The following is a 21,830-nucleotide window of genomic DNA, read 5'->3' on the forward strand; positions in this document are numbered from 1 at the left end:
GGAGAACACCCGGCCGTCACGGACGCGCCGCGGGCGGCTGCGGTTTTCCGCAGCCGTGCTGTGCGGCGCGTACCAGGCGAGATGGGGAGCGTTCCGCATCCACACCGTACGCGGCTCTCCGTAGCCTTGTCCCTATGAGTTCACCGAATGTCGACGGGATCGCCGGATGGGCGATCAACCTTATGGAAACCCTGGGTGCGCCCGGGGCGGGGCTGGCGATCGCACTCGAGAACCTGTTCCCGCCCCTGCCCAGCGAGGTGATCCTGCCGCTGGCCGGGTTCACCGCGAGCAAGGGGGACATGGGACTGTTCGACGCCGTGCTCTGGACGACCCTGGGATCGGTGGTCGGCGCGCTGGCGCTGTACGCGGTCGGGGCCCTGCTGGGCCGGGAGCGCGTGGTGTTCATCGCCTCCAAGCTGCCGCTGGTCAGCGTCTCCGACATCGAGAAGACCGAGGCGTGGTTCGCCAGGCACGGCAGGAAGACCGTCTTCTTCGGCCGGATGATCCCCATCTTCCGCAGCCTCATCTCGATCCCCGCGGGGGTCGAGCGCATGCCGATCCTGATCTTCACCCTCCTCACCACCCTGGGCAGCCTCATCTGGAACACGGCCTTCGTGATGGCGGGGTATCTGCTCGGTGAGCAGTGGGATCTGGTCGAGCGCTACATGGGGGTGGTGTCGAAGGCGGTGCTGGGCATCGTGATCCTCGCCGTGGTGGTCTTCATCGTGGTGAGGCTGTCCGACCGGCGCAAGGGCAGGCACCACGCGTAGCCGTGGACGCGCCGAAGGGCCTGCCGGATAGCGGCGGGGTTCGCGCAGGGGTCTCCTTCCCCGGCCGTTCCCCCTCCTGCCCCGGCGGGCCCTTTCCCGTTCGTGACACGCCCCCCGGAAGCCCGGTCCGGCGGCGCGGCCTCACCCGCCGATCTGGTCGGCGTAGTCGCGGGCGAACCGGGCGAACGTCCTGCCCGGACGGCCCGTCACGGCGGTGTGCGCGGGCGTGGTGCAGCAGGCCCGGTCCGCGTCGCAGGTCTTGGTGACCTCCGCGTCCCGCTCCTGCCTCCCGGCCTTCAGCGGCAGGGGACGGGCGTCGTCCGGGCTCGGCGGCCGGCAGGTGATCCGTCGGCGCCGGTGATCAGGATGGTCATCGCGATGTCCCCTCTTCCGAGGAGACGAGTTCGTCGATCAGGGCGAAGAAGGCCTGGATTCCCGGCAGGTTGCCGCCCTTGGCGCGGGAGGCCGCGAAGTCGGCCGGTGAGCGCCACTCCACGATGTCCAGCCATTCGCCGCCGGGCAGCTGGACGAGCCTGGCGCCCAGGAACCCGTCCCGGTCGGCCTGGAAGTCCGTGATCATCCCGCCACGGGCGGCCAGGAGGTCCGCCGCGCGCTCCGGAGAAACGCGGAACCTGGTGATTTCCACTGTCGTCGTCACACCGTGACGATATGGTCAGAATTGGTGACAGTCAAAATTTATGACCAAATTGGAGGCGTGCGGTGTCCAGAAGCGAGCGCAAGCGGGAGCTGCCCGACCTGGGGATCCTGGCCGGCCGGACGCTGTTCAGCCTGCAGAAAGAGCTGTTCTCCCGGCTGGCGGAGATGGGGCACGCGCAGGTCAGGCCGCGGCACGGGGCCGTGCTGGCCTACCTGGACGTGGAGGGCAGCCGGGCCTCCGACCTGGCCGCGCAGTCGGGCCAGCACAAGCAGGTGATCGGCAACCTGGTGGACGAGCTGGTGGCGCTCGGGTACGTGGAGCGGCGGCCGGATCCCGCCGACCGCAGGGCCAAGCTCGTCGTGCCCACCGAACTGGGCCTCGATCACATGGTGAAGTCGGACGCCGTCCTCGTGGAGATGGAGGCCGAGCACGCGCGGGCGGTCGGCGAGGAGGAGTACGCGGAGTTCAAGCGCGTCTTCCGGCTGGTCGCCGAGCGCCAGACCGGGACGAGGTGATCGTTGCCGGCCGCGCGGCGGGCCGGGAACCTCGTCCCGTGCCCGCCTTCGCCACCGGCGTGTTCCGGCCGTCCCCGGATCAGGGTGACGCCGATCCGGCGCGCCGCCGGTGGCGGGAGCGGGCCAGGTCGTGGGCCGTGCGGAGCAGCTCCCGGACCGCCGTTTCCGTCCGCGGCCCCGGGTTCACCACGGCCAGCCAGCCCAGCGTGCCGTACACGGGGTGCGCCATCACGGAGTCGGCCTCGCCCGGGTCGGCCTCGCCCGGGGCCGCGTCGCGCGGCTGCCGGCCCGTCCAGCCGGCGAAGGCGTCCTTCCCGGCGAAGACGTTCAGGCGGAAGACGCCGGGACGGTCCAGCCGTGACAGCTCGTCGCCCGGGTAGTCCTTCGTCACGATCGTCGCGAAGGGCTGGGTCGCCTTCGGGACCTCGCCGTCGGGCGCGTAGTAGAAGAACGTGTCGCCCCAGCTGATCTCGGGTGAACCGTCGCCGGGGGCCGGCCGGAGGATCAGGATCCCGTCGAGGCCGGCGAGGAATTCGATGATCTCGTCGATACTCATGTGTTGTAGCGTGTCATTCACGTGCTTGTGGAGACTTTGCCCCGAACATGTCGAGGTGGACGGGTGAAAAGTCGCAAATCAGGAAATATGCGGACGATCGATGTCGCGCGGCATGCCGGGTGCTCCGTCCAGCAGGTGCGCAATCTCGAGCGCGACGGGGTGCTGCCTCCGGCGACGCGCACCGGCACGGGGTACCGGATCTACGGCGAGGCGCATCTGCGTTCCGCGGTGGCCTATCGGGCCCTCGCGGACGGCGCGGGACCGGTCGAAGCCAAGAGGATCATGCGCGCGGCGCACGCGTATCCCGCCTCGGACCTGCTCGCCCTGCTCGACGCGGCACACGCCCGGCTCGACACCGAGCGGCGGGAACTCGCGCTGGCCCGGGAGGCCGCCGCGACGATCTCCGGGGAGTCGATCGGCGACGTACGCCCCTCGGACGTGATGGGCGTCTCCGAGCTCGCCGGCGCGCTCGGCGTGCGCCCCTCGACGTTGCGGCACTGGGACGCGGAAGGCCTCGTCGTGCCCCGGCGAACCTCCCCTGGAGGGCCGCGACGATACTTCCCGGACGACGTCCGGGACGCGCGGATCGTCCACCAGTTGCGCATGGCCGGCCATCGCGTCGCCTCGCTCCGGGCTCTGATGCCGGAGCTGCGAGGCTCCCGCCGCTGGGACGAGGTGATGGCCACGCTGGCCGCCAGGGACGCGAGCGTCGACGCCCGGTCGAGGGCCCTCCTCGACGGTGCCGCCGCACTCGGCACCCTGCTCCCGCCGGTGGGCTGAGACCCGTGCCCGTGCGTGCCCGCGGCTTCCGGCGGGGTGTGGTTTTCCGCAGCTCCGAAACGGCCACGTACCTCATTCCGGTCACGTCCCGATCGTTTGTAGCCTCTGGAACATGTCAGATGGGCCGGTTGGACCGATGGAAGGCCGCGGGGCGCCGGGGCCGGTGATCGCGCCGGTGCCCCCGGCCGTCCCGGTGTTCGCGGGCGCCGGGCCGGTCGAGCGGCACGGGAGGCGGCGCGCGCCCGCCGCCGAGGGGCTGCGGCTGCTGTGGGCGGTGGTCCTCGGGACGGTCACCGCCCTGCTCGGCGCGGTGTTCCTGCCGCTCGCGCTGCCGTTCGCCGGTCGCCCGGCCGTGCGGGAGGCGGCCCGGCGGCTGGCCGTGCTCGAAGCCCGGCGCCTGCGTCTCGACCCCGCCGCCCTCGAACTCGACGCGGATCGCCCGGACGGGCAGGAGCTGCGCTACCTGGCGGCCAGGGTGCCGGTGGGCGTGCTCGGCGGCCTGGTGGTCGTGCTGCTCGTCTGCGGCGCCTGGACGGCCCTCGCCCTCGCCTGGTCCTGGGGGAGGGGCCTGCCCTTCGACGGCATGACGCCGAGTGTGCCGCTGCTCGCCTACATCCTCCTGGGGGGCGTCGTCCTGCTGTTTCTGGACCTGTCGGGCCTGGTGGGGGTGTACGCGCTGGAGCGGCGGCTGGCCGTGCGCACGCTCGGGCCCGACCCCACCGAGGCGCTGCGGCGCCGCATCGCCGAGCTGGCCGAGAGCCGCGCGGGCGCGCTGGCGGCCGTCGACTCCGAGCGGCGCAGGATCGAGCGGGACCTGCACGACGGGCTGCAGCAACGGCTGGTGGCGCTGTCCATGCTGGTCGGACGGGCGCGCAGAGGACGCTCCGAACTGCTCGGGCAGGCGCACGAGGAGGCGCAGCAGGCGCTGGCCGAGCTCCGCGAGGTGGCCTGGCGGGTCTACCCGTCGGGACTGGACACCCTCGGGCTCGCCAACGCGCTGGCCGGGGTGGCCGAGCGCTCCGGCGTCCCGGTCAAGGTCGTCTGCGAGCTGTCCGCGCGACCGCCGATGGCGGTGGAGACGGCGTCGTACTTCGTGGTCAGCGAGGCGGTGACCAACGCGGCCAAGCACGCCCGCGCCACCGTGATCACCGTCGAGGTTCGCGAACGCGACACAATGGTCGTCGTGCGGATACAGGACGACGGCGTGGGCGGGGCGAGCGCGGCGGGCGGCGGGCTGTCGGGGCTGGCCCGGCGGGTGGCCGCGCTGGACGGCCGCTTCCATGTCGACAGCCCGCCCGGCGGGCCCACCGTGATCACCGCGGAGCTTCCGTGCGGGTGATCCTGGCCGAGGACTCGACCCTGCTGCGCGAGGGGCTGGTCCGGCTGCTGCTGGAGGAGGGCCACGAGGTGCCGGCCGCGGTCGGCGACGGCGAGGCGCTCGTCGCCGCGGTCGCCGAGCACCGGCCCGACGTCGTGGTCGCCGACGTGCGGATGCCGCCGACCCACACCGACGAGGGGCTGCGGGCGGTGCTGGAGATCCGCCGCCGCCACCCGGGGACGCGCGTGCTGGTCCTGTCGCAGTACGTCGAGAAGCGCTACGCCACCGAGCTGATGACCGGTGACGTGGACGGGGTCGGTTACCTCCTCAAGGACAGGGTGGCCCAGGTCGCCGACTTCCTCGACGCGCTCGACCGCGTCGGCGCCGGGGGAGCGGCCTTCGATCCGGAGGTGGTACGGCAGCTGCTGGCCAGGACCACCCACGCCGACCCGCTGAGCCGCCTCACCTCCCGCGAGCGCGAGGTGCTCGACCACATGGCGCAGGGCCTGACCAACGCCTCCACCGCCGAGCGGCTGCACGTCTCCCAGAGCGCCGTCGAGAAACACGTCAACGCGATCTTCGACAAGCTCGGCCTGCTGCACGTCACCGGCTACAGCCGCCGGGTCCTGGCGGTGCTGCGCTATCTCGGCTCCTGAGCTCGAGTTCCGACCTCCGGCGGGGCGGCACGGCCCGCGATGCCCGGCGACCTCGGGTTCCCCACCGCCACGACAAGGTCCACGGTGCGCTCGGACCCCCGCCGAACGTGCGAACGCCCGGCTCAAGGTGCGTTCCAAAGCGCTCCGCGACGTCGGCGAGTGCCCCTGGAAGATCGGTGGCATCGTCGACGCGGCGCTCGTACGGGCCGTCGCTCCTCGGTCAGGCGACCCTGATGTCTATCTGCGGGGAGTGCTTCGGGTCCATCCAGCGCAGCAGCCGCAGCAGTTTGTCGACCGGCAGACTGACGCAGCCACTGGTGGGCCCGCCGTTGCTGACGTGGAGGAAGATCGCGCTACCCAGGTGGGGTGTGCGGTTCCCGGTGTTGTAGGCGATCACGGCGCCGTAGTCGTAGGCAGGGGGGTTCATCATGTCCTCGGGAGTGGTCCCCGGATCGGCGTGGCGGGCGTCCACCCATGTGTTGTAGAGGGGACTGGCGGAATCGTCGTTCCACTTGTCGTGGGAGAACGCCTGCCGGTACGGGAACTTCACCCCGGGATCAGGGTTGACCCCGAACATGAAGTCGAACCCGTACGTGCCGGACGGGGTGCGCCCGTCGCCCTCCCGCTTCTGGCCCGGCGGGGCGATGCCGCTCTCCCCGACGTTCGCCGTCCACGGCCCGTACGCCTTCACCCAGCGGCCGTTCTTCGCGGTGTAGGCGACCAGCGTGGCAGTGCTCCTCTGGTAGGCGTCGGCCGTCACGGTGATGAGCTGCCGTCCCGGCGACGGGGGTGGCAGGGCGGCGGACGTGGAGGCGGAGGCGGCACGGGCACCGAAAAACCCGCCGAAAGCCATGACGAGTGCGAGCAGAGCGGCGCTCACGAGGGAGGCCGTTCCCAAGTCCGCGGGCGCTCTCCGGTCAACGTTGTCCATACGTGCAGGTTAACCAGGTGAGCGGCGTGCTCGGTATGGCTAAGGGCCAGGTCAGAGCCTTGCTCATGGTAGATTCCTGGCTCGCGTCGGACGTCCTGCCCCTGAGGTCCGGCCTCCGCTCATGTCCGGCCAGGGCTCACCGGCCGGCGGTCCCATGCCGCCGAGACGGCCGCCGGCGGCTCCCGCCGTGGCACGGCACCGGGAGATCTCAGCGCGAAGGCGTCATCGTCCGTTCTGGGAGAAGTGCTGGTAGTCCTTCGAGGACGACCATGATCCGCCCCAGACCCAGCCGATCTTCTCGAACGCGCGAACCACGTCGTCACCGGGGTTGATGACCCCTGGCCGATCCAGGGGCCGCCGGACGTAGTCCTTCGCGTTCGGGGGATCGACGGTGCCGCCCGGATAAGGATGGATGTAGGGGTTCTCCCGGGTGTTGACGTCGATCGCCAGGCCGTAGGCGTGCTGCGACCAGGTGCCGCTGGTCCCGACGCGACGGCAGTTGAAGGCCGAGGTGTTGTCCGCCGCCATGGAGGCGTCGTCGCTGCCCTTGTAGGCCTCCACCGGCTGCATCCGCCGGATGGGAAAGCGCTGACCGTACAGCTTCCTGAAGACCGAGACGACCTGGCCGGCCACCGATTTGTTGATCACCATCTTTCCCGTGTGGGGTCTGCCGTCGAAGCCCCAGTGGGTCATAGTGATCATTCTGAGGTCGTCGGGTCCCACCGGGCATCCCCGACGCCAGGAATGGCGGAGCTGGCCCGGGGACACCGGCGTCACCGTGGCGGTGAACGCCTGTGACGTGCCCGGGGCAGGGGTCACCGGCGGGGATGCCTGTGGTGTGCCCGGAGCGACGGGCACCGGCGGGGCCGCCGCGACCGTCACCGCGGCGATGCCGGTCACGCCGAGTAGGGCGAGTGCCGTCGCGGCCGACGTGTGGCGTGGAATGAATGCCATCTCCCCAGACTAGAACCCTCAACCCGCCTGCTCTCATCCGTACCCCGCCCTGACGAGGTGCCGGGAACCCGCATGGACGCGCCGACCGGCTGTTCCACGTACGGTGCCCGACGGGTCGGTTTTATCGGGATCCGCTTGACACTTCCCCGGGGATGGGAACTGAGCGGAAACCGGGACCACTACTCGTCAGGGCTCCTTTCGCAGTCGGTGATCATGGCGGCCGCATGCCGTTCAGGAACGCTGGTCGTGACAGCGGGCAGGGAGATGTACGCGGGCGAGGGTAGCGGCACGCCGTACGACTCGGCCGATGACTGGGGATTCGGCCAGTCCACGCAGGACGTGGACTGCCTGCCGCACAGTGACGAGTTCGAGCTGCCGAAGGATGCCTGGAAGTACGAAAGAGGGCGCGACGCGCGTACCACTTGTCAGGGACTCCCTGCTTTCCTAGGCTGTCAGGGAGATCCTGACACGTAGGAGGCGCTGTGACACTGTCCGACACCCTGGCCGAGCTCGCTCGGTGCTCCTTCTGCAGCAAGCCGGACACCGAGGTGGACAAGCTGGTCGCCGGCGCCGGCGTGTACATCTGCAACGAATGCGTGGCTCTTTCCGCGTCGATCATCGAGGGGAGCCTCGGCAGCCCGGCAAGGCCGCGCGTGCCCACCTGGGAGTCGTTGACGGACGGGGAGATGCTTAGCCACATTCCGCGCGTCGCCGCGCACATCGACCAGGCCGAGGCCGATCTGCGCTCGTGGGTGCACGAACTGCGCCGGCGCGGCGTCACCTGGGTCAAGATCGGTGAGGCGCTCGGGGTCACCCGCCAGTCCGCCTGGGGGCGGTTCTCCGGCGAGGAGTGACACGACCTGGGCGACCGCCTGAGTCCCGTGGTCCTCCACCGGACCTGAGGCCGGATTCCGCTTCCGGTTCCCGGCCGCCGGACCTGAGGCCGGATTCCGCTTCCGGTTCCCGGCCGCCGGACAGATCCTCGACTTCCGGTCGATCACCCGCTCCCGCCGCCCCCCGATGCGGCGGGAGCCAGAGGTCAGGGGCAGGACATGGCTGGCAGGGAATGGGTTTCACCTGAGGTTTGGTACGCCTCGTTGTCGACGGCGTATGCCGCGACGGGGGGATTGATCACCAACGCGGCGGACCGGATCCTTCTGGTCAAGCCCAATTACCGGCCGTTCTGGCTCTTTCCCGGTGGGGCGCTCGACGCCGGCGAGTTTCCCCACGAAGGGTGCGCCCGCGAGATCCGCGAAGAGCTGGGAGTGAATCTCAGGGTGGGCTCGTTGCTGGTCGTCGACTGGGTTCCGGCCCGAGACGATCGGCCCCGCCCGCTCATGTACTTCTTGTTCGACTGCGGAGTCCTCGACGAGGATCGAATCAGCCTGCAGCGCGACGAGCTCGACGAGTACAGGTTCGTCTCGGTCGAGGACGGCCTCACGATGGTGGACCGTGCCGCCGCACCTCGGCTCACAGCCGCTCTCCGGGCGCGCCGGAGCGGACACGCCGAATATCTGCCGGCACCGGTCCTGGACGACGATGCGCCGCCAGGCCGTCGCCGCTCCCCGGCCGCCGACCCGTCGCGGACCGGCGACCACCCGGCGACCTAGAGCGGTGGCGCCGGGCGCGGCCGGCTTCGACGATCGCCCTAACCTCCGCGTGCGGAAGCACGTCCAACGGGCCGGCGAGCAGGACGGGTGAGGCCGGCCCGCCGTCGCGTACGAGACGGCGGGCCGGCCGGTGCCTCTCAGGGCCGGAGCGGGTCCTTGTCGGCGGGGGAGAGGTCGCTGGGCCAGAGCCGGTAGACGTTGAGGCGCGTCTCGTAGTACTTGTCCGTCTCCCCGACCCACTGCATGCCGATGCGCTTGGCCGTTCCCGCACCGCGGTCGTTGTTCACCCGGACGACCGCGACGAGCTCGTGGGCGCCGATGGAGAACGCCCACTCGGCCAGGGCGCGGCCGGCCTCGGTGGCGTAGCCCTTCCCCCAGGCGTCGGGAGCGAGCTGCCAGCCGATCTCGATGTCCTCCTCGTCGGGCGGCAGGTACCTCAGGGAGAGGCCGCCGACGACCCGCTGATCGGAGTTGCGGACGATCGCCCAGCGGCCCAGCGGGGGCGTGAGGGCGCTGCGGCTGCGGGTCCAGGACTCCAGCGTGGCGCGCATCGCCTGCTCGCCCTCGAGTTCCGTCATCGTCGGGGACAGCCACCGGGTGACCTCGGGGACGCCGTAGATGTGGAGGGCCTCAGCGGCGTCGTCGGGACTCCAGTCACGCACCGTGAGGCGGGTGGTGGTCAGTAGTGCCATGTTTTCCTCTCCCTGACGAGTTGGCCGGCCGTGCGGCGACGAGAGGACGCCGATCTTGGGAAAATATCGGTTTCTTGCCGGAAATGTCCGATGTATTGCCCTTGTGAGGGTACGCCCATTAGACGGGTGGTCACCAGGCCGGGCGGGAATCGCCCGGACGCGGCGCCCCGGCAACCTCGGCGCCCCCGGCGCCCCCGGCGGCAGGTCAGCCGTCATGACCACCCGATCTCTCCCAGAGGCGGGCCAGCGGTGCGGGCGCCCACCAGGCCCACCTGCCCAGCAGCCGCATGCCGGCCGGCAGCAGTAGGATCCGCACGATCGTCACGTCCACCACCACGGCGATCACCAGGCCGACACCGGCCATTTTCATGAAGGTGATGCCGGACGCCGCGAAACCGCCGACCACGACGCAGAGCAACAGGGCGGCGCTCGTGATGATCCCGGCGGTGCGCTGGAGCCCGACGGCCGTCGACTCGACGGGGTCGCCGGTCCTGACCCACTCCTCGCGGATCCGGGAGAGCAGGAACACCTCGTAGTCCATGGCCAGCCCGAAGGCGATGGCCACGATGAGCACCGGGAAGTTCACGTCGATCGCGCCGACCGGGACGAAGCCGAGGATCCCGCTCAGCCAGCCGTCCTGGAAGATCAATTTGATCGCGCCGAACGACGCCGAGAGCGACAGCAGGTTCAGCAGCACCGACTTCAGGGGCAGGACCACCGACCCGAACGCCACGAACAGCACGAGGAACGAGACCGCCGTGACGTACAGGGCCATCCACGGCAGCCGGGTGACCACCATGTCGACGATGTCGACCCGGGAGGCGGGCATCCCGGTCAGCAGGGCCGTCGTGCCGGGAGGCGGCGGGATCGCGCGCAGGTCCTCGACCATGGTGCGGGCCTCGCGGGACATCGGGTCGACCGAGTAGCCCAGGGTCACCCGCGTGAGGTCGCCGTGGGTGCCGGTGACCGTGGCGTCGTCGACGTGGGGGACCTCGCCGAGCTCCCGCACGTAGCCGTCGGTGGCGGGACCTCCCCGCACCACCGCGGTCATCCTCCTGGTGGGGTCGGCGGGAAAACCCGCCGCGAGCTCCTGGGTCACCACTCGCGCGTCGGCGCCCGCGGGCAGCACCCACTCGGCCGGGCGGGCCCAGTTGACCCCCAGGAACGGCAGCCCGAGGCCGAGCAACGCCGACACCACCACCGCCGTGACGAGCCGGGGCCGCCGCATGACCCCGTGGGCCACGCGGTACCAGCGGTCGCCGGTGCGGGGCCGCCGGGGCGCGCGCGCTCGCAGCCGCCGGCCCGCGTACCGCAGTACGGCGGGCAGCACGGTCAGCGAGGCGAGCACCGCCATGAGGGTGACACCGGCCCCCGCGTAGCCCATCGACCGCAGGAACCGGGACGGGAAGAGCGCCAGCCCGCCGAACGACAGGGCGACGGCCAGGCCGGAGAAGGCGATCGTCCGGCCCGCCGTGCCCATGGTCCGCTCGATCGCCTCGTCCACCCCGTACCCGTGCCGCAGTTCCTCGCGGTAGCGGCCGACCACGAGCAGCGCGTAGTCGATCGCGAGGCCCAGGCCCAGGATGGTGACCACCTGGATGGCGAAGGTGGAGAGGTCGACGAGAAGGGTCACCAGGCGCAACAGCGCGAGGGAGCCGAGGACCGCGCTGAAACCGACGAGCAGCGGCAGGGTCGCGGCGAGCAGGCTGCGGAAGACGACGACCAGCAGGACCAGCAGCAGCGGCACCGACAGCGCCTCCGCGACCAGGAGGTCCCGCATGGTCTCGCGGTTGACCTGGTCGGTCATCGAGGTCACCCCGCCGAAGCGCACCGTGAGCCCCGGGACCTCGAAGTCCTTCTGGATCGCGCGCAGCCGCAGGACCCTGACCTGGTCGTCGCCGGAGTCGAACTGGACGCTCACGTAGGTCGCCCGCCTGTCACCGGAGACGAACCCGGCCGAGCCGGTCGACCAGTAGGAGTCCAGCCTGGTCACGCCGGCGCGCGGCACGGAGGCCAGGGCCTTCTTGACGGGCTCGGCGAAGGCGGGGTCGTCGACGGTGAGTGTCTCGCTGCGATAGAGGACCACGACGTCGTCGGCGTGGCGGCCGAGGGGGCCCGCCAGGAGCGCGTCGGCCGCGACCGACTCGCCGGCGGGGTCGTCGAATCCCGCGCCGTCCCCGAGCCTGCCGAACACGCCGGTGCCCCACACTCCGGCCAGCGTCGCGAACAGCAGGGTGCCGGCGACGATCCACAGCCGGCGCCGGACGGCGAATCTACCAAGAGCCGCGAACATCGCACTCCTTTTTATGGATAGTGGTAAGCACTACTATCGATAGTGAAACTATCCATGAATGGCGAAGCGTCGGCAAGTGGACGCCCGGACCGCGTTCCCGGCCGGGTGGGACCGCGGCCCTGCGGAGCTCCGGTCACCGGCCGTCACCGGAAGCGGCGAGTGGTGGTACTCATAGGGAGCGGAGAGAGGAGGATCATGCGGATCGGAGAGCTGAGCAGGCGGAGCGGGATCCCGGTCCCCACGATCAAGTTCTACATGCGCGAGGGACTCGTCTCCCAGGGAGAGCGGACCGGTCCCAACCAGGCGCGGTACGACGGGGAGCACCTCAGGCGGATCAAGCTCGTCCGGGCGCTGGTCGAGGTCGGCGGGCTCTCCATCGCCGCCGCCCGCGAGGTCCTGCGGCTGATGGATTCCCAGGGCACCGACCTCGACACCCTCGGCAAGGCGCAGTACGCCCTCACCCCCCGCAGGGAGCAGCCCGCGGCGGACGACGAGGCAGGGGAGTGGGCGGCACGGCAGGTGGACGAGCTGATCGCCGAACGGGGATGGGCCGTCAAGTCCTCCAACCCGGCCAGGCGGACCCTCGCCGACGCTCTCGCGGCCCTCCACCGCCTCGGGCAGGACGACTTCCTGCCTCTCCTGCGGGAGTACGCCGCGACGACCGGGCGGCTGGCCTCCGTCGAGGTCGACGCCCTCCTGGAGCGGCCCGATCTGATCAGCATGGCCGAGGCGGTCGTCGTCTGGACCGCCGTCGGCGACGCCGTCCTCACCTCCCTCAGGCGCCTGGCCCACGAGGCGGAGACGACCAGGAGGCTGACCCCTCCCGGGGACGGGGACGGGGACGGGGACGCGCGGGAAGGGTGACCGGTCCCTCCGGGAAAACACCCGGCAGAGGTGTCCGGTCTCTCCGGAGACGCCTGGGGGGTGACCGGCGTCAGCCCTCCAGGGCGTACTGCATCACGCGGAGCTTGGCCTGGGCCTCCGCGAGCTCGGAGGCGGGATCGGAGTCGCCCATGATGCCGCAGCCGGCGAACAGGCGGGCTCTGGAGCCCTCGATCTGGGCGCAGCGCAGCGCGATGCCCCACTCCCCGTCACCACGCGCGTCGATCCAGCCGACCGGCCCGGCGTACCCGGCCCGGTCCATGCCCTCCAGCTCCCGGATGACGCCGAGCGCCGCCTCGGTGGGGGTGCCGCCGACGGCGGCGGTCGGGTGCATGGCCGCCACCACGTCCAGGACCGAGGCCCCGTCCGACAGGCGCCCGCTCACCGGGCTGGCCAGGTGCTGGACGTTGGAGAGCACCAGGAGCTCGGGCTCCTCGGGGATCTTCAGCTCGGCGCAGAGCGGGTCGAGCGCCTCGCGCACCGACGCGACCGCGCAGGCGTGCTCGTGGCGGTTCTTCTCCGAGGTGAACAGGGCCGTGCCGCGCGCCACGTCGTCGGCCTGGTCGGCGCCCCGCGCGATCGTGCCCGCCAGCACCAGGGACTCGATGGTCTCCCCGGTGCGCCGGACCAGCAGCTCGGGGGTGGCGCCGACCAGTCCCGCGCAGGAGAAGGTGTAGCACTCCGGATAGCGTTCGGCCAGGCGGGCCAGCAGCAGCCGGACGTCGATCGGCCGCTCCGCGACGGCGGTCAGGTCGCGGGCCAGCACGGTCTTCTCCAGGTGGCCCGACCTGATCCGCCGGACGGCCCTGGCCACGGCGTGCTCCCACTCGGGCGCGGTCAGGCTGCCGTCGCCGTACCGGATCCTGCCCGGCGTGCGGAGCGGGGTGATCGCGTCGAGCCGCCGTTCGCCGACGGTGGTCAGCCAGGCACGGCCGTCGCGGCGGGCGAGGATGGTCTGGGGGACGACGAGGACCGAGCCGGGGGCCTCCGGGTCGAAGGTGAACGAGCCGAAGGCGACGGGGCCCGAGCCGGGCACCGTCACGTCGTCGTCGACGTGCGCCTCGCCGAAGAGATCCGAGAGCCGGTCACGGGCCCAGTCGAAACGCCGGGGGCCGGGCGGCACGGCCAGACGGATGGCCTCACCCCAGGCGACCAGGCCCTCCCCGTGCCTGACCCAGGCGTAGGGGGCGGTCTCCGGCAGTCGTGCGAACAGGTCACCGGGGTCGTCGACGGGGGTGGTCGTCACCACGAGAGGACGGGTTGATCCGAGCGCTACACTCACCCCCGCCACTCTATGCGGGAAACTGAACGTGTTCGACGGCGGTTCTCCCGTCAGCACACCCGCCACGCGGTGTCAAGAAAACCAAGGTACTCGGTCAACGGGCCGTACTGTCCTGGCCTGCGGTGATACATCCGAAGCAGACGCGATCTCTCAGCGGAGGTGTCATGCTTCGCACGACTGTGACAGCATTCACAGGGCTCGCCGCCCTCGCGACCGCCTGGGCGGCCCCGGCCGGAGCCACCCGGACGGCGGAACCCTGGCGGCCGGTGATCATGGCCGCGCTCGGCGACTCCATCAGCGCCGGATTCAACGCCTGCGGCTGGTACCTCACCTGCACCTCCCGCTCATGGTCCACCGGTGACCACCAGAGCGTCCGGAGCCAGTACGTCAGGCTGCGCGCCCTGAACGCGGCCGTCGCCGGGCACAACGTGAACCTCGCCGTCCCCGGCTCCACCAGCGCCGACCTCGCCGGGCAGGTGGCCCGCGCGGTCGGCAGGCGCGCCGACTACGTGACGGTGCTGATCGGCGCCCAGGACGCCTGCGTGTCCGCGGAGCGGCTGATGACCCCGGTGGCCGTCTACGAGCGGCGGGTGGCCGAGGCCCTGGCGCTGTTCCGGGCCGGGCGGCCCGGCGGCCGGGTGTTCGTGGCGAGCGTCCCCGACATCAAGCGGCTGTGGCAGATCGGCAAGGGCAACCCGGTGGCGCGCGGGTTCTGGGCGGTGGGCCGGATCTGCCCCACCATGCTGGCGCGGCCCACCTCGACCTCGGCGGCCGACCGGGCGCGCCGCGACCGCGTACGCGCCCGGGTGGCCGCCTACAACGCCGCGCTCGCCAGGGTCTGCGCGGCGTACGGTCCCGCCTGCCGGTTCGACGGCAACGAGGTGTTCAGGCAGCGGTTCACGGTCGGCCACCTCAGCAAGTGGGACTACTTCCACCCCAACGCCGCGGGCCAGAAGCTGATCGCGGAGAAGACCTACGCGATGATGCGCGACTGGCTCACCGAGGACGCCACGGAACCCGCCCCCGCCCCCGTTCCGGCCCCGGTGCCCGCCCTCTGACCCCGTTGACCCCGTCCCGTCCCGGCCCCGGCGGCTCAGAGCCAGCCGTTGTGCCGGGCGGCGCGGGCGGCCTCGATGCGGTTGCGGGTGCCGGTCTTGCCGATCGCGGCGGACAGGTAGTTGCGCACCGTGCTCTCCGACAGGTGCAGCCGCCGGGAGATGTCGGAGATCGTCGCGCCGTCGACCGCCGCGGCCAGCACCTCCCGCTCGCGGTCGGTCAGCGGGCTGGCACCGGCGCTCAACGCGGCGGCGGCCAGCGCGGGGTCGATCACCTTCTCGCCCGCCAGGGCCCGGCGGATCGCCGCGGCGAGCTCCTCCACGGGGCCGTCCTTGACCAGGAACCCCGCGGCGCCCGCCTCCATCGCCCGCCGCAGGTAGCCGGGCCTGCCGAACGTGGTCAGGATCAGCACCCGGCAACCCGGCAGCCGGTCCCGCAGCTCGGCCGCGGCGTCCAGGCCGCTGCTCCCCGGCATCTCGATGTCCAGCAGGGCGACGTCGGGGCGCGCGGCGAGCGCGGCGGGCACGACCTCGTCGCCCCGGGTGACCGTGGCGACGACCTCGATGTCGTCCTCCAGGCCGAGGAGCAGGGCCAGCGCGCTGCGCATCATGCCCTGGTCCTCCGCCAGCAGCACTCTGATCACGGGAGCGTCAGGAGCGGTCATGGGAGCGTCACCCTCAGCAGGAAACCGTCGCGGTCGCGGGCCTCCAGGGTCCCGCCGAGCGCGACGACCCGCTCGGACAGGCCGCGCAGGCCGTTGCCGAAGTGGCTCCCGCCGCGCCCCCGGCCGTCGTCGCGGATCTCCAGCGTCGTTCCCTCCAGGGTGATCTCGCAGGTGCGGGCGGCGCTGTGGCGGACCACGTTGGTCACCCCCTCCCGCACGGCCCAGCCCAGCAGGGCGTCGGCCTCCGGTGCCGGTCGCTCCCCGGTGACGGTGACGGTGGCGGCGATGTCCGCGTCGGCCAGGACCGTACGCGCCGAGGCCAGCTCGGCGGCCAGCCCCCGGCCGCGGTAACCGGTGACCGCGGCCCGCACCTCGGTCAGCGCCTTCCTGCCGACGGCCTCGATGTCGGCGGCCTGCCGCGCCGCCGCCTCGCCGTCGCGGGGGGCCAGCCGCCGTACGGCCTCGGCCTTGACCACCATCACCGACAGGGTGTGCCCGAGCAGGTCGTGCAGGTCGCGGGAGAACCGCAGCCGCTCCTCGGCCACCGCGGCGCGGGCCAGCTCCTCGCGGGTCTCCTGGAGCTCGTCGATCACGGAGAACAGCTTCAGGACGATGCTGACCACCAGGCCGCCGGTGGCCGTCCCCCAGGTGGCCAGGGAGATGCTCGCCCAGCTCGCCCCCGCGCGCCACATCACCACGACCAGTGCGAGCGTCAGGGCCGTGAGGAGGAGGTAGACGGACCTCCCGCGCAGCACGGCCCCGCAGGCGATGGTCATCAGCGGCGCGAGGTAGAACCAGTTGTGCGCGAACCCCGCCAGCAGCAGGAAGGCCACCAGCAGCAGCCCGGCCAGCACCACGGCCGCCGCGCGCCGCCGGTCGCGGAAGGACAACCGGATGCACAGCACGTACAGGACGGCGAAGGCGGCGATCCCCAGCGCGGCGGGCGGCGCCGGCCGCACCTGCCCCGCCACGAGGTCGCTGATCGGGGGGTAGACGAGCAGCAGCCACGGGTAGAAGGCGAGCTCTCCCGGACCTCCCCGCCTGGCCCTCCCCGGACCTGCCGGTTTCACCGTGCCGGGTCCTCTCCGCCCCGTCACCTCCGGTGCCGCCACCTCCGCCGCCTCCTCCGGCAGCCCGGGTTCTTCCTGGCTCACCTGTCGCGCCTCTCGCGGTCCTTCCGGCTTCCCGCTCACCCGGCCACTCCTATCACGCGGCTCACCCCACGCGCCCGGACCGGCGGTAGCCGTACACCGCCAGGATCCCGAAGACGACCAGCCAGCCGGTCAGCATCAGTGCCGTGCCCACCTGGGGCGCCTCCCCGAAGGCGACCTTTCGCGACAGGTCGGCGTAGCCGAAGCTCGGCGTCCACTCCGCGACGGCCCGCAACCAGGAGGGGAAGGCCTCGGCGGGCAGCCACAGCCCCCCGATGATCGCCATCGACATGTTGGCCGCGATGTTGAGCACGGAGGCGGTCTGGCCGCTGAACAGGTAGCCGAAGGCCAGGCCGAGCAGGGTGAAGGGCAGCGAGCCCGCCCAGAGCAGGAGCACGATCGAGATCCACTGCCAGGGCTCCATCCGCACCCCGTTGAGCAGCGCCGCCGCCAGGGACACACCGATGATCACGGGCAGTACCACGAGCATGCCGGTGGCCGCCTTGCCCGCGACCACCCGTACCGGGGCCAGCGGAGTGATCCGCAGCTGCCGCAGCCAGCCCGCCGACCTGTCCTCGGCGATGCCGCCGCCGTTGTTGAAGGCCGAGCCGATCGCGCCGAAGGCGGCCATGTTGACCATCACGTAGAGGGCGGCCAGGGCGCGGTCGTCGCCCGTCACGCCGAGGTTGGTGAAGAGGAGGTACATCGTCACGGGCATCGCGAAACCCATGATCACGTATGCCGGGTCGCGGAGGGTCCTGGTGAACTCCAGGCGGACGTAGCCGAGCATCACGCCTCCACCTCCGCCATCCCCGGTGCCTGTCCCGGTGCCTGTCCCGGTGCCTGTCCTGGTGCCGGCCCCGGTGTCGGTCCGGGCGCCTGTGCCGGTGCCGATCCCGGTGTCAGCTCTGTCAGCGCGATGAAGGCGTCCTCGAGCGCGGCGGGGACGACTTCGAGGTCCCGTACGGCTCCGGCCGCCGCCAGCGCCACGACGGTGGCGTCGGCGTCGCGGGTACGCAGGTGGGCCCGCCCACCCCGGATCTCGGCCGAGACGACCCCGGGCAGGCGCTCCAGCGAGACGGCCTCCCCGGGGGCGGTGACGCTGACCGTGGACAGCGCGACCAGGCGCTTGATCTCCCTGCTGGTGCCGTCGGCCGCGATCCGGCCCCGGTCGATCACCACCACCCGGTCGGCGTACTCGTCGGCCTCCTCCAGGTAGTGGGTGGAGAACACGATCGTCTTGCCGCGCGCGGCGAAGGCGCGCATGCTCTCCCAGAACTCCCGCCTGGCCCGCACGTCCAGCGCCGCGGTCGGTTCGTCCAGCAACATCAGGTCGGGGTCCCCGGCCAGCGCCAGCGCGAAGCGGACCCGTTGCGCCTGGCCGCCCGACAGCCGCTCCATCCTGCGGCCGGCCAGCCCTTCCAGCCCGGCGGTCGCCAGCACCTCCTCCAGCGGGAGCGGCGAGCGGTAGGTCCCGGAGACGAAACCGACCAGCTCGCGGACCGTGGTCCGGGGAACGAGGCCGCCCTCCTGGGGCATCGCCGCCAGCCGCCCGCTCCGGACCGCGCTCTCGGGGGAGTCACCGAAGACGCGTACCGTCCCGGAGCCGGGGGCCAGCAGCCCGAGCAGCAGCCCGATCGTGGTCGATTTCCCCGCGCCGTTGGGGCCGAGCAGGGCGACGGTCTGCCCGGCGGGAATGTCGAGGCTGAGGCCGTCCACGGCGCGCACCGCCCCGAAACATTTGGTCACGTCCCTGAGGGACACCGCGTCGTTCGTCATGCGGACGACGCTACGGAGAGCGCGTTATCCGGGGCAGATCCATCGATCCGGAACCAACCGTGACAAATGTCCTGCCACCCCGTGCCGCCCGGTCCTCCGGGCGTCCCGCCTTCCTGGGTCCTTCCGGAGCCCGAGAAGTCCCGCGGCGTCCCGCTTTCCAGGGTTTCCCGGAGCGCCGCGGTGTCCCGTCCTCCGGTTGAGGTTCCCTCAGCCCGCCAGCGCGGCCAGCGCGGCGGCGGTCTCCTCCGGCCTGGAGACCATCGGCCAGTGCCCGGTCGGCACCTCGGCGAAGCTCCACTCGGGCCCGGCGAGCGCGGCGAAGAAGGGGTGACCGGAGGCGATCATGGCGTGCACCTGCCCCAGCGGGAACGAGCAGGTGATGAGCGTCTTGGGCAGCGCGTCCGTGCCGCCCTTGAGCACCAGCGGCCGGGTCATCGTCCCGTACGGCTGCGGGGTCGCGCGGGAGGCGAGCCACTCGCGCTCGGCCTCGCCCAGTCCTTCCAGGCCGGCCCCGGCCTCCTCCTGCTCCTCCCAGGAGGGGAGCGGGTAGCGCACCCCGTCGCCCCGCTCGGCGACCCGCCTCTCGATGAACGCCCGCCACTCGGGCTCGTGGAGGTCCAGGTGGGTCATCCCGTCGGCCGTCGGCCCGCTCTCGACGTAGACGATCCGGGCGACGCGCTCGGGGATCCGGTCGGCCGCGCCGGTGACCGGGGCGCCGGCCCCGCTGTGGGCGACGAGGATCACCTCGGTCAGGTCCGCGAAGACGATGGTGTTGACGATGTCCTGGATGTGGGTCTCCAGGTCGACCTCGGGGCCCGCCAGGTGAACCCTGTCGCCGAGGCCGGTGAGCGTGACCGGGTGGACGTCGTGCCCGGCCTCGCGCAGCGGCCCGGTGACCTTCTCCCAGGCCCACCCGCCGAGCCAGAAACCAGGGACCAGAACGTACGTGCTCATCATGTCTCTCCTCTGTTCGCCTGGTTTCACCCTAGGATCGAATCCGGACAGTATCGGTCCTGATTTTGGAGGGAATTCCGATGACCGCCGCCCGGGTGCTCGCGCTGCTGGAGCTGCTGCAGGCCGCCCCCGGCCTGACCGGCCCCGACCTCGCCGCGAGGCTGGAGGTGGACGAGCGCACGGTCCGCCGCTACGCGGTGAGGCTGTCGGAGCTCGGGGTGCCGGTCCAGGCCGAACGGGGCCGCCACGGCGGTTACCGGCTGCTGCCCGGCTACAAGCTCCCGCCGCTCATGCTCACCGACGACGAGGCCACCGCCGTGGTGCTGGGGCTGCTGGCCGGGCGGCGGACCGGGCTGGCGGTGGGGGAGGCCGCGACCGAGAGCGCGCTGGCCAAGATCCAGCGGGTGCTCCCGCGCCCGCTGCGCGAGCGCGTCGACGCGGTGTCGGAGACGCTGGGCCACACCGGGAACGCGGCGCCGAAGGTGAGCACCCCGAAGGCGGGACCGCTGCTCGCCCTCGCCGGCGCCGCCCGGCGCCGGGTCACCGTCCGGCTGGCCTACCGTTCCTGGCGCGGCGACGCCTCCGAGCGCGATCTCGACCCGTACGGCATCGTCTTCCACTCCGGCCGCTGGTACGTCGCCGGGCTCGACCACGGCAGCGGGGAGATCAGGACGTTCCGGGTGGACCGGGTGGCGAGCGCCGCGCACACCGAACGGGGCTTCCAGGTGCCCGACGGCTTCGACCCGGTGGCCCACGTGGTCGGGTCACTGTCGGCGGTGCCCTACCGGCACGAGGTCAGGGTGCTGCTGGAGACCACCCTGGAGGAGGCCGCCGCGCGGATCCCGGCCGCCACGGCGACGCTGGCCGAGACCTCCGGCGGGGTGCTGCTGGACACCAGGGCCGAGCGGCTGGACGGGATGGCGCAGATGCTCGCCGGGCTCGGCTGGCCGTTCACCGTGATCACTCCCGCCGAGCTGCGCGACGAGGTCAGGGCGCTGGCCGCCCGCCTGGTCGCCTCCGCCGGCGGCAGCCCGCCCTGACCCCGGCCTCCGATCCTCGACCTCCGACCCTCGACCCCGACCTCCGACCCCCGCCGGTCGTCTCGGTCATCCCGGCCATCCCGGCCGCAAGGTCGGAGCGGGCGCCTGGCCGCCGGCAGTCAGGTGCGGGCCTCGCGAGGGTCCCGTGCCTCCCGGTCACGGCGAGTCGTGAAGCAGCCGGATGCGGGCCGCGTGCTCGCCGATCCCGCCGATCCCGCCGATCAAAAGGTGAGGGATCGCGCCTATCCTGTCCACATGTCGATCACGGACGAGGAAGTGGCCCTCACCGCGGCGGGATCGGGAGCCGCCGTCGTAAGAGCCATGTACGGTGCGTCGCTGGAGCGCTTCGCGAAAACCGCGACCGACTTCGCCACCTCCGCCGACATCGACGCGGAGAGCGCCATCCTTGACGTCATCCGCGCCGCCCGGCCGGACGACGTCGTGACAGGCGAGGAGAGCGGGCGCACCGGCTCGGCCGGAGCGGAGCGCATGTGGCTGGTCGACCCCCTGTGCGGCACCCTGAACTACGCCGCGCGCACCATGCTGGTCGCGGTGAACGTCGCCCTGCGCGTCGGCCGGGACCTTACAGTGGCCGCCTCGGCAGACCCGTTCGCCGACGAGGTGTTCTGGACGGACGGTGATCGCGCCCACGTCCGCCGCGACGGCGTGGACGAGGAACTCGTGCCGTCGTCCGAGTCGCGGCTGGTGGACCTCAACCTCGATCCGCCGTTCCCGAACGAGCCGGGCTTCCGGGCGGGCCGTCTGCTCGCCGACCCGAGGTTCGCCGAGCGCTTCCAGCCACGCGTTTTGTCTACCACTCTGGCGCTGGCCTGGGTCGCCGCCGGCCGGCGAGCCGCGTACGTCACCGACGGCCACCCGCGGGACAACGTGCACTTCGCCGCCGGGATCGCGTTGTGCCAGGCCGCCGGGTGTGTGGTGACGGGCATCCACGGCCAGCCGCTGTACACCGGCGCGGGCGGGCTCGTCGCGGCGGCCGACCACGAGACGCACGCCGCGCTGCTCGAAATGATCGGCGATCAGCTCCCTACGGCTCTGTGACCACTGGATCGTGAAGGTCAGGGCAGGAGACCTTGGCAGCTCGGATGACTGCGACCGTCGGATGAGAAGACAACCGCACTCACAACTCTTGTCATCCTTCCGACCTGCACCGATAACCAGCTTCAGCAGCTGGCCAGCCGTCGACGCCATCCCGCGTATATCCCGCGAAGGTTCGCGTCCGGAACTTGCTCTAATCCGATCCCTTGGGCTGCGAAACGCATGTCTTTCGC

23 protein-coding genes and 1 pseudogene are annotated in these 21,830 nt (G+C 71.9%); 12 read left to right on the forward strand and 12 right to left on the reverse strand.

The genetic code is table 11. From position 1 onward, the window contains the following. The first annotated feature begins 134 nt into the window (after positions 1-134). Positions 135-770, forward strand: a complete 636-nt coding sequence (locus AB0F88_RS38350) for a DedA family protein (protein ID WP_362695897.1) — start codon at positions 135-137, stop codon at positions 768-770. 370 nt (positions 771-1,140) lie between these two features. Here AB0F88_RS38350 and AB0F88_RS38355 read toward each other — a convergent pair whose 3' ends face one another. Next, complete coding sequence (locus AB0F88_RS38355; protein ID WP_362695899.1) at positions 1,141-1,428, reverse strand: antibiotic biosynthesis monooxygenase; 288 nt, start codon at positions 1,426-1,428, stop codon at positions 1,141-1,143. A 62-nt stretch (positions 1,429-1,490) separates the two neighbouring features. On the opposite strand from AB0F88_RS38355, the gene AB0F88_RS38360 reads away from it, so the two are divergent. Next, positions 1,491-1,943, forward strand: a complete 453-nt coding sequence (locus AB0F88_RS38360; RefSeq protein ID WP_362695901.1) for a MarR family winged helix-turn-helix transcriptional regulator — start codon at positions 1,491-1,493, stop codon at positions 1,941-1,943. Positions 1,944-2,022: 79 nt separating this feature from the next. On the opposite strand, the gene AB0F88_RS38365 is transcribed toward AB0F88_RS38360, so the two are convergent. Then, positions 2,023-2,499 carry a DUF6194 family protein gene (locus AB0F88_RS38365; RefSeq protein WP_362695903.1) on the reverse strand — a complete coding sequence of 159 codons (477 nt, stop codon included), beginning with the start codon at positions 2,497-2,499 and terminating at the stop codon, positions 2,023-2,025. An 87-nt stretch (positions 2,500-2,586) separates the two neighbouring features. On the opposite strand from AB0F88_RS38365, the gene AB0F88_RS38370 reads away from it, so the two are divergent. From AB0F88_RS38370 to AB0F88_RS38385, 4 genes and pseudogenes are all read left to right on the forward strand, one after another. After that, the gene (locus tag AB0F88_RS38370; protein WP_362695905.1) at positions 2,587-3,279 is read left to right on the forward strand and encodes a MerR family transcriptional regulator; all 693 of its coding nucleotides are present in this window, start codon (positions 2,587-2,589) and stop codon (positions 3,277-3,279) included. A 136-nt stretch (positions 3,280-3,415) separates the two neighbouring features. After that, positions 3,416-4,618, forward strand: coding sequence for a histidine kinase (locus AB0F88_RS38375; RefSeq protein WP_362695907.1), 1,203 nt, complete (start codon positions 3,416-3,418; stop codon positions 4,616-4,618). Then, positions 4,609-5,253, forward strand: coding sequence for a response regulator transcription factor (locus AB0F88_RS38380; protein ID WP_329079758.1), 645 nt, complete (start codon positions 4,609-4,611; stop codon positions 5,251-5,253). Before AB0F88_RS38375 ends, AB0F88_RS38380 begins: the two co-directional genes overlap by 10 nt. A 91-nt stretch (positions 5,254-5,344) precedes the next feature. Next, positions 5,345-5,455, forward strand: a pseudogene (locus AB0F88_RS38385) (IS5/IS1182 family transposase); the annotation flags it as partial. 18 nt (positions 5,456-5,473) lie between these two features. On the opposite strand, the gene AB0F88_RS38390 reads toward AB0F88_RS38385, so the two are convergent. Continuing rightward, the gene (locus AB0F88_RS38390; RefSeq protein ID WP_362695909.1) at positions 5,474-6,184 is read right to left on the reverse strand and encodes a L,D-transpeptidase family protein; all 711 of its coding nucleotides are present in this window, start codon (positions 6,182-6,184) and stop codon (positions 5,474-5,476) included. A 222-nt stretch (positions 6,185-6,406) separates the two neighbouring features. Further along, a complete protein-coding gene (locus AB0F88_RS38395) occupies positions 6,407-7,138 on the reverse strand; it encodes a M15 family metallopeptidase (RefSeq protein WP_362695911.1) in 732 nt (243 codons plus the stop codon). A 482-nt stretch (positions 7,139-7,620) separates the two neighbouring features. Here AB0F88_RS38395 and AB0F88_RS38400 point away from each other — a divergent pair, with 482 nt between their 5' ends. Then, a complete protein-coding gene (locus AB0F88_RS38400; RefSeq protein ID WP_362695913.1) occupies positions 7,621-7,992 on the forward strand; it encodes a ClpX C4-type zinc finger protein in 372 nt (123 codons plus the stop codon). Between the two features lie 198 nt (positions 7,993-8,190). After that, positions 8,191-8,748 (forward strand): NUDIX hydrolase, encoded by a 558-nt coding sequence (locus AB0F88_RS38405; protein WP_362695915.1) that lies wholly within the window; start codon positions 8,191-8,193, stop codon positions 8,746-8,748. Positions 8,749-8,885: 137 nt separating this feature from the next. Here AB0F88_RS38405 and AB0F88_RS38410 read toward each other — a convergent pair whose 3' ends face one another. After that, positions 8,886-9,440, reverse strand: coding sequence for a GNAT family N-acetyltransferase (locus tag AB0F88_RS38410; RefSeq protein ID WP_362695917.1), 555 nt, complete (start codon positions 9,438-9,440; stop codon positions 8,886-8,888). Between the two features lie 205 nt (positions 9,441-9,645). Continuing rightward, positions 9,646-11,733, reverse strand: coding sequence for an MMPL family transporter (locus AB0F88_RS38415; RefSeq protein WP_362695919.1), 2,088 nt, complete (start codon positions 11,731-11,733; stop codon positions 9,646-9,648). Positions 11,734-11,928: 195 nt separating this feature from the next. On the opposite strand from AB0F88_RS38415, the gene AB0F88_RS38420 reads away from it, so the two are divergent. After that, a complete protein-coding gene (locus AB0F88_RS38420) occupies positions 11,929-12,597 on the forward strand; it encodes a MerR family transcriptional regulator (RefSeq protein ID WP_362695921.1) in 669 nt (222 codons plus the stop codon). Positions 12,598-12,667: 70 nt separating this feature from the next. Here AB0F88_RS38420 and AB0F88_RS38425 read toward each other — a convergent pair whose 3' ends face one another. Next, complete coding sequence (locus tag AB0F88_RS38425; RefSeq protein WP_362695923.1) at positions 12,668-13,861, reverse strand: isochorismate synthase; 1,194 nt, start codon at positions 13,859-13,861, stop codon at positions 12,668-12,670. Positions 13,862-14,076: 215 nt separating this feature from the next. Here AB0F88_RS38425 and AB0F88_RS38430 point away from each other — a divergent pair, with 215 nt between their 5' ends. Beyond that, positions 14,077-14,955, forward strand: coding sequence for a GDSL-type esterase/lipase family protein (locus AB0F88_RS38430; RefSeq protein WP_362695925.1), 879 nt, complete (start codon positions 14,077-14,079; stop codon positions 14,953-14,955). Positions 14,956-14,990: 35 nt separating this feature from the next. On the opposite strand, the gene AB0F88_RS38435 is transcribed toward AB0F88_RS38430, so the two are convergent. From AB0F88_RS38435 to AB0F88_RS38455, 5 genes are all read right to left on the reverse strand, one after another. Further along, positions 14,991-15,596: a response regulator transcription factor gene (locus tag AB0F88_RS38435; RefSeq protein ID WP_362696069.1), complete on the reverse strand. Its 606-nt coding sequence runs from the start codon at positions 15,594-15,596 to the stop codon at positions 14,991-14,993. A 17-nt stretch (positions 15,597-15,613) separates the two neighbouring features. Continuing rightward, positions 15,614-16,771 carry a sensor histidine kinase gene (locus tag AB0F88_RS38440; RefSeq protein WP_362695927.1) on the reverse strand — a complete coding sequence of 386 codons (1,158 nt, stop codon included), beginning with the start codon at positions 16,769-16,771 and terminating at the stop codon, positions 15,614-15,616. 61 nt (positions 16,772-16,832) lie between these two features. Continuing rightward, entirely contained in the window at positions 16,833-17,558 is a 726-nt protein-coding gene (locus AB0F88_RS38445; RefSeq protein WP_362695929.1) for an ABC transporter permease, read from the reverse strand. Further along, positions 17,558-18,547 carry an ABC transporter ATP-binding protein gene (locus tag AB0F88_RS38450; protein WP_362695931.1) on the reverse strand — a complete coding sequence of 330 codons (990 nt, stop codon included), beginning with the start codon at positions 18,545-18,547 and terminating at the stop codon, positions 17,558-17,560. Before AB0F88_RS38450 ends, AB0F88_RS38445 begins: the two co-directional genes overlap by 1 nt. 207 nt (positions 18,548-18,754) lie before the next feature. Further along, the gene (locus AB0F88_RS38455; protein WP_362695933.1) at positions 18,755-19,501 is read right to left on the reverse strand and encodes an alpha/beta hydrolase; all 747 of its coding nucleotides are present in this window, start codon (positions 19,499-19,501) and stop codon (positions 18,755-18,757) included. 80 nt (positions 19,502-19,581) lie between these two features. Between AB0F88_RS38455 and AB0F88_RS38460 the strand changes: the two genes are divergently transcribed. Further along, on the forward strand, positions 19,582-20,541 hold the full coding sequence (locus AB0F88_RS38460) for a YafY family protein (protein ID WP_362695935.1): 960 nt from the start codon (positions 19,582-19,584) through the stop codon (positions 20,539-20,541). Between the two features lie 255 nt (positions 20,542-20,796). After that, on the forward strand, positions 20,797-21,600 hold the full coding sequence (locus AB0F88_RS38465) for an inositol monophosphatase family protein (RefSeq protein ID WP_362695937.1): 804 nt from the start codon (positions 20,797-20,799) through the stop codon (positions 21,598-21,600). Positions 21,601-21,830 lie beyond the last annotated feature (230 nt).

Origin of the sequence: Streptosporangium sp. NPDC023963, assembly GCF_040639135.1 — a bacterium.
Taxonomy (GTDB): Bacteria; Actinomycetota; Actinomycetes; order Streptosporangiales; family Streptosporangiaceae; genus Streptosporangium.

Bases quoted from the DNA above. Each gene is read 5' to 3' on its own strand.
- AB0F88_RS38350 (WP_362695897.1), top strand. From the start codon at position 135: ATGAGTTCACCGAATGTCGACGGGATCGCCGGATGGGCGATCAACCTT.
- AB0F88_RS38365 (WP_362695903.1), bottom strand. From the start codon at position 2,499: ATGAGTATCGACGAGATCATCGAATTCCTCGCCGGCCTCGACGGGATC.
- AB0F88_RS38370 (WP_362695905.1), top strand. From the start codon at position 2,587: ATGCGGACGATCGATGTCGCGCGGCATGCCGGGTGCTCCGTCCAGCAG.
- AB0F88_RS38375 (WP_362695907.1), top strand. From the start codon at position 3,416: ATGGAAGGCCGCGGGGCGCCGGGGCCGGTGATCGCGCCGGTGCCCCCG.
- AB0F88_RS38390 (WP_362695909.1), bottom strand. From the start codon at position 6,184: ATGGACAACGTTGACCGGAGAGCGCCCGCGGACTTGGGAACGGCCTCC.
- AB0F88_RS38395 (WP_362695911.1), bottom strand. From the start codon at position 7,138: ATGGCATTCATTCCACGCCACACGTCGGCCGCGACGGCACTCGCCCTA.
- AB0F88_RS38405 (WP_362695915.1), top strand. From the start codon at position 8,191: ATGGCTGGCAGGGAATGGGTTTCACCTGAGGTTTGGTACGCCTCGTTG.
- AB0F88_RS38410 (WP_362695917.1), bottom strand. From the start codon at position 9,440: ATGGCACTACTGACCACCACCCGCCTCACGGTGCGTGACTGGAGTCCC.
- AB0F88_RS38415 (WP_362695919.1), bottom strand. From the start codon at position 11,733: ATGTTCGCGGCTCTTGGTAGATTCGCCGTCCGGCGCCGGCTGTGGATC.
- AB0F88_RS38420 (WP_362695921.1), top strand. From the start codon at position 11,929: ATGCGGATCGGAGAGCTGAGCAGGCGGAGCGGGATCCCGGTCCCCACG.
- AB0F88_RS38445 (WP_362695929.1), bottom strand. From the start codon at position 17,558: ATGCTCGGCTACGTCCGCCTGGAGTTCACCAGGACCCTCCGCGACCCG.
- AB0F88_RS38450 (WP_362695931.1), bottom strand. From the start codon at position 18,547: ATGACGAACGACGCGGTGTCCCTCAGGGACGTGACCAAATGTTTCGGG.
- AB0F88_RS38455 (WP_362695933.1), bottom strand. From the start codon at position 19,501: ATGAGCACGTACGTTCTGGTCCCTGGTTTCTGGCTCGGCGGGTGGGCC.
- AB0F88_RS38460 (WP_362695935.1), top strand. From the start codon at position 19,582: ATGACCGCCGCCCGGGTGCTCGCGCTGCTGGAGCTGCTGCAGGCCGCC.
- AB0F88_RS38465 (WP_362695937.1), top strand. From the start codon at position 20,797: ATGTCGATCACGGACGAGGAAGTGGCCCTCACCGCGGCGGGATCGGGA.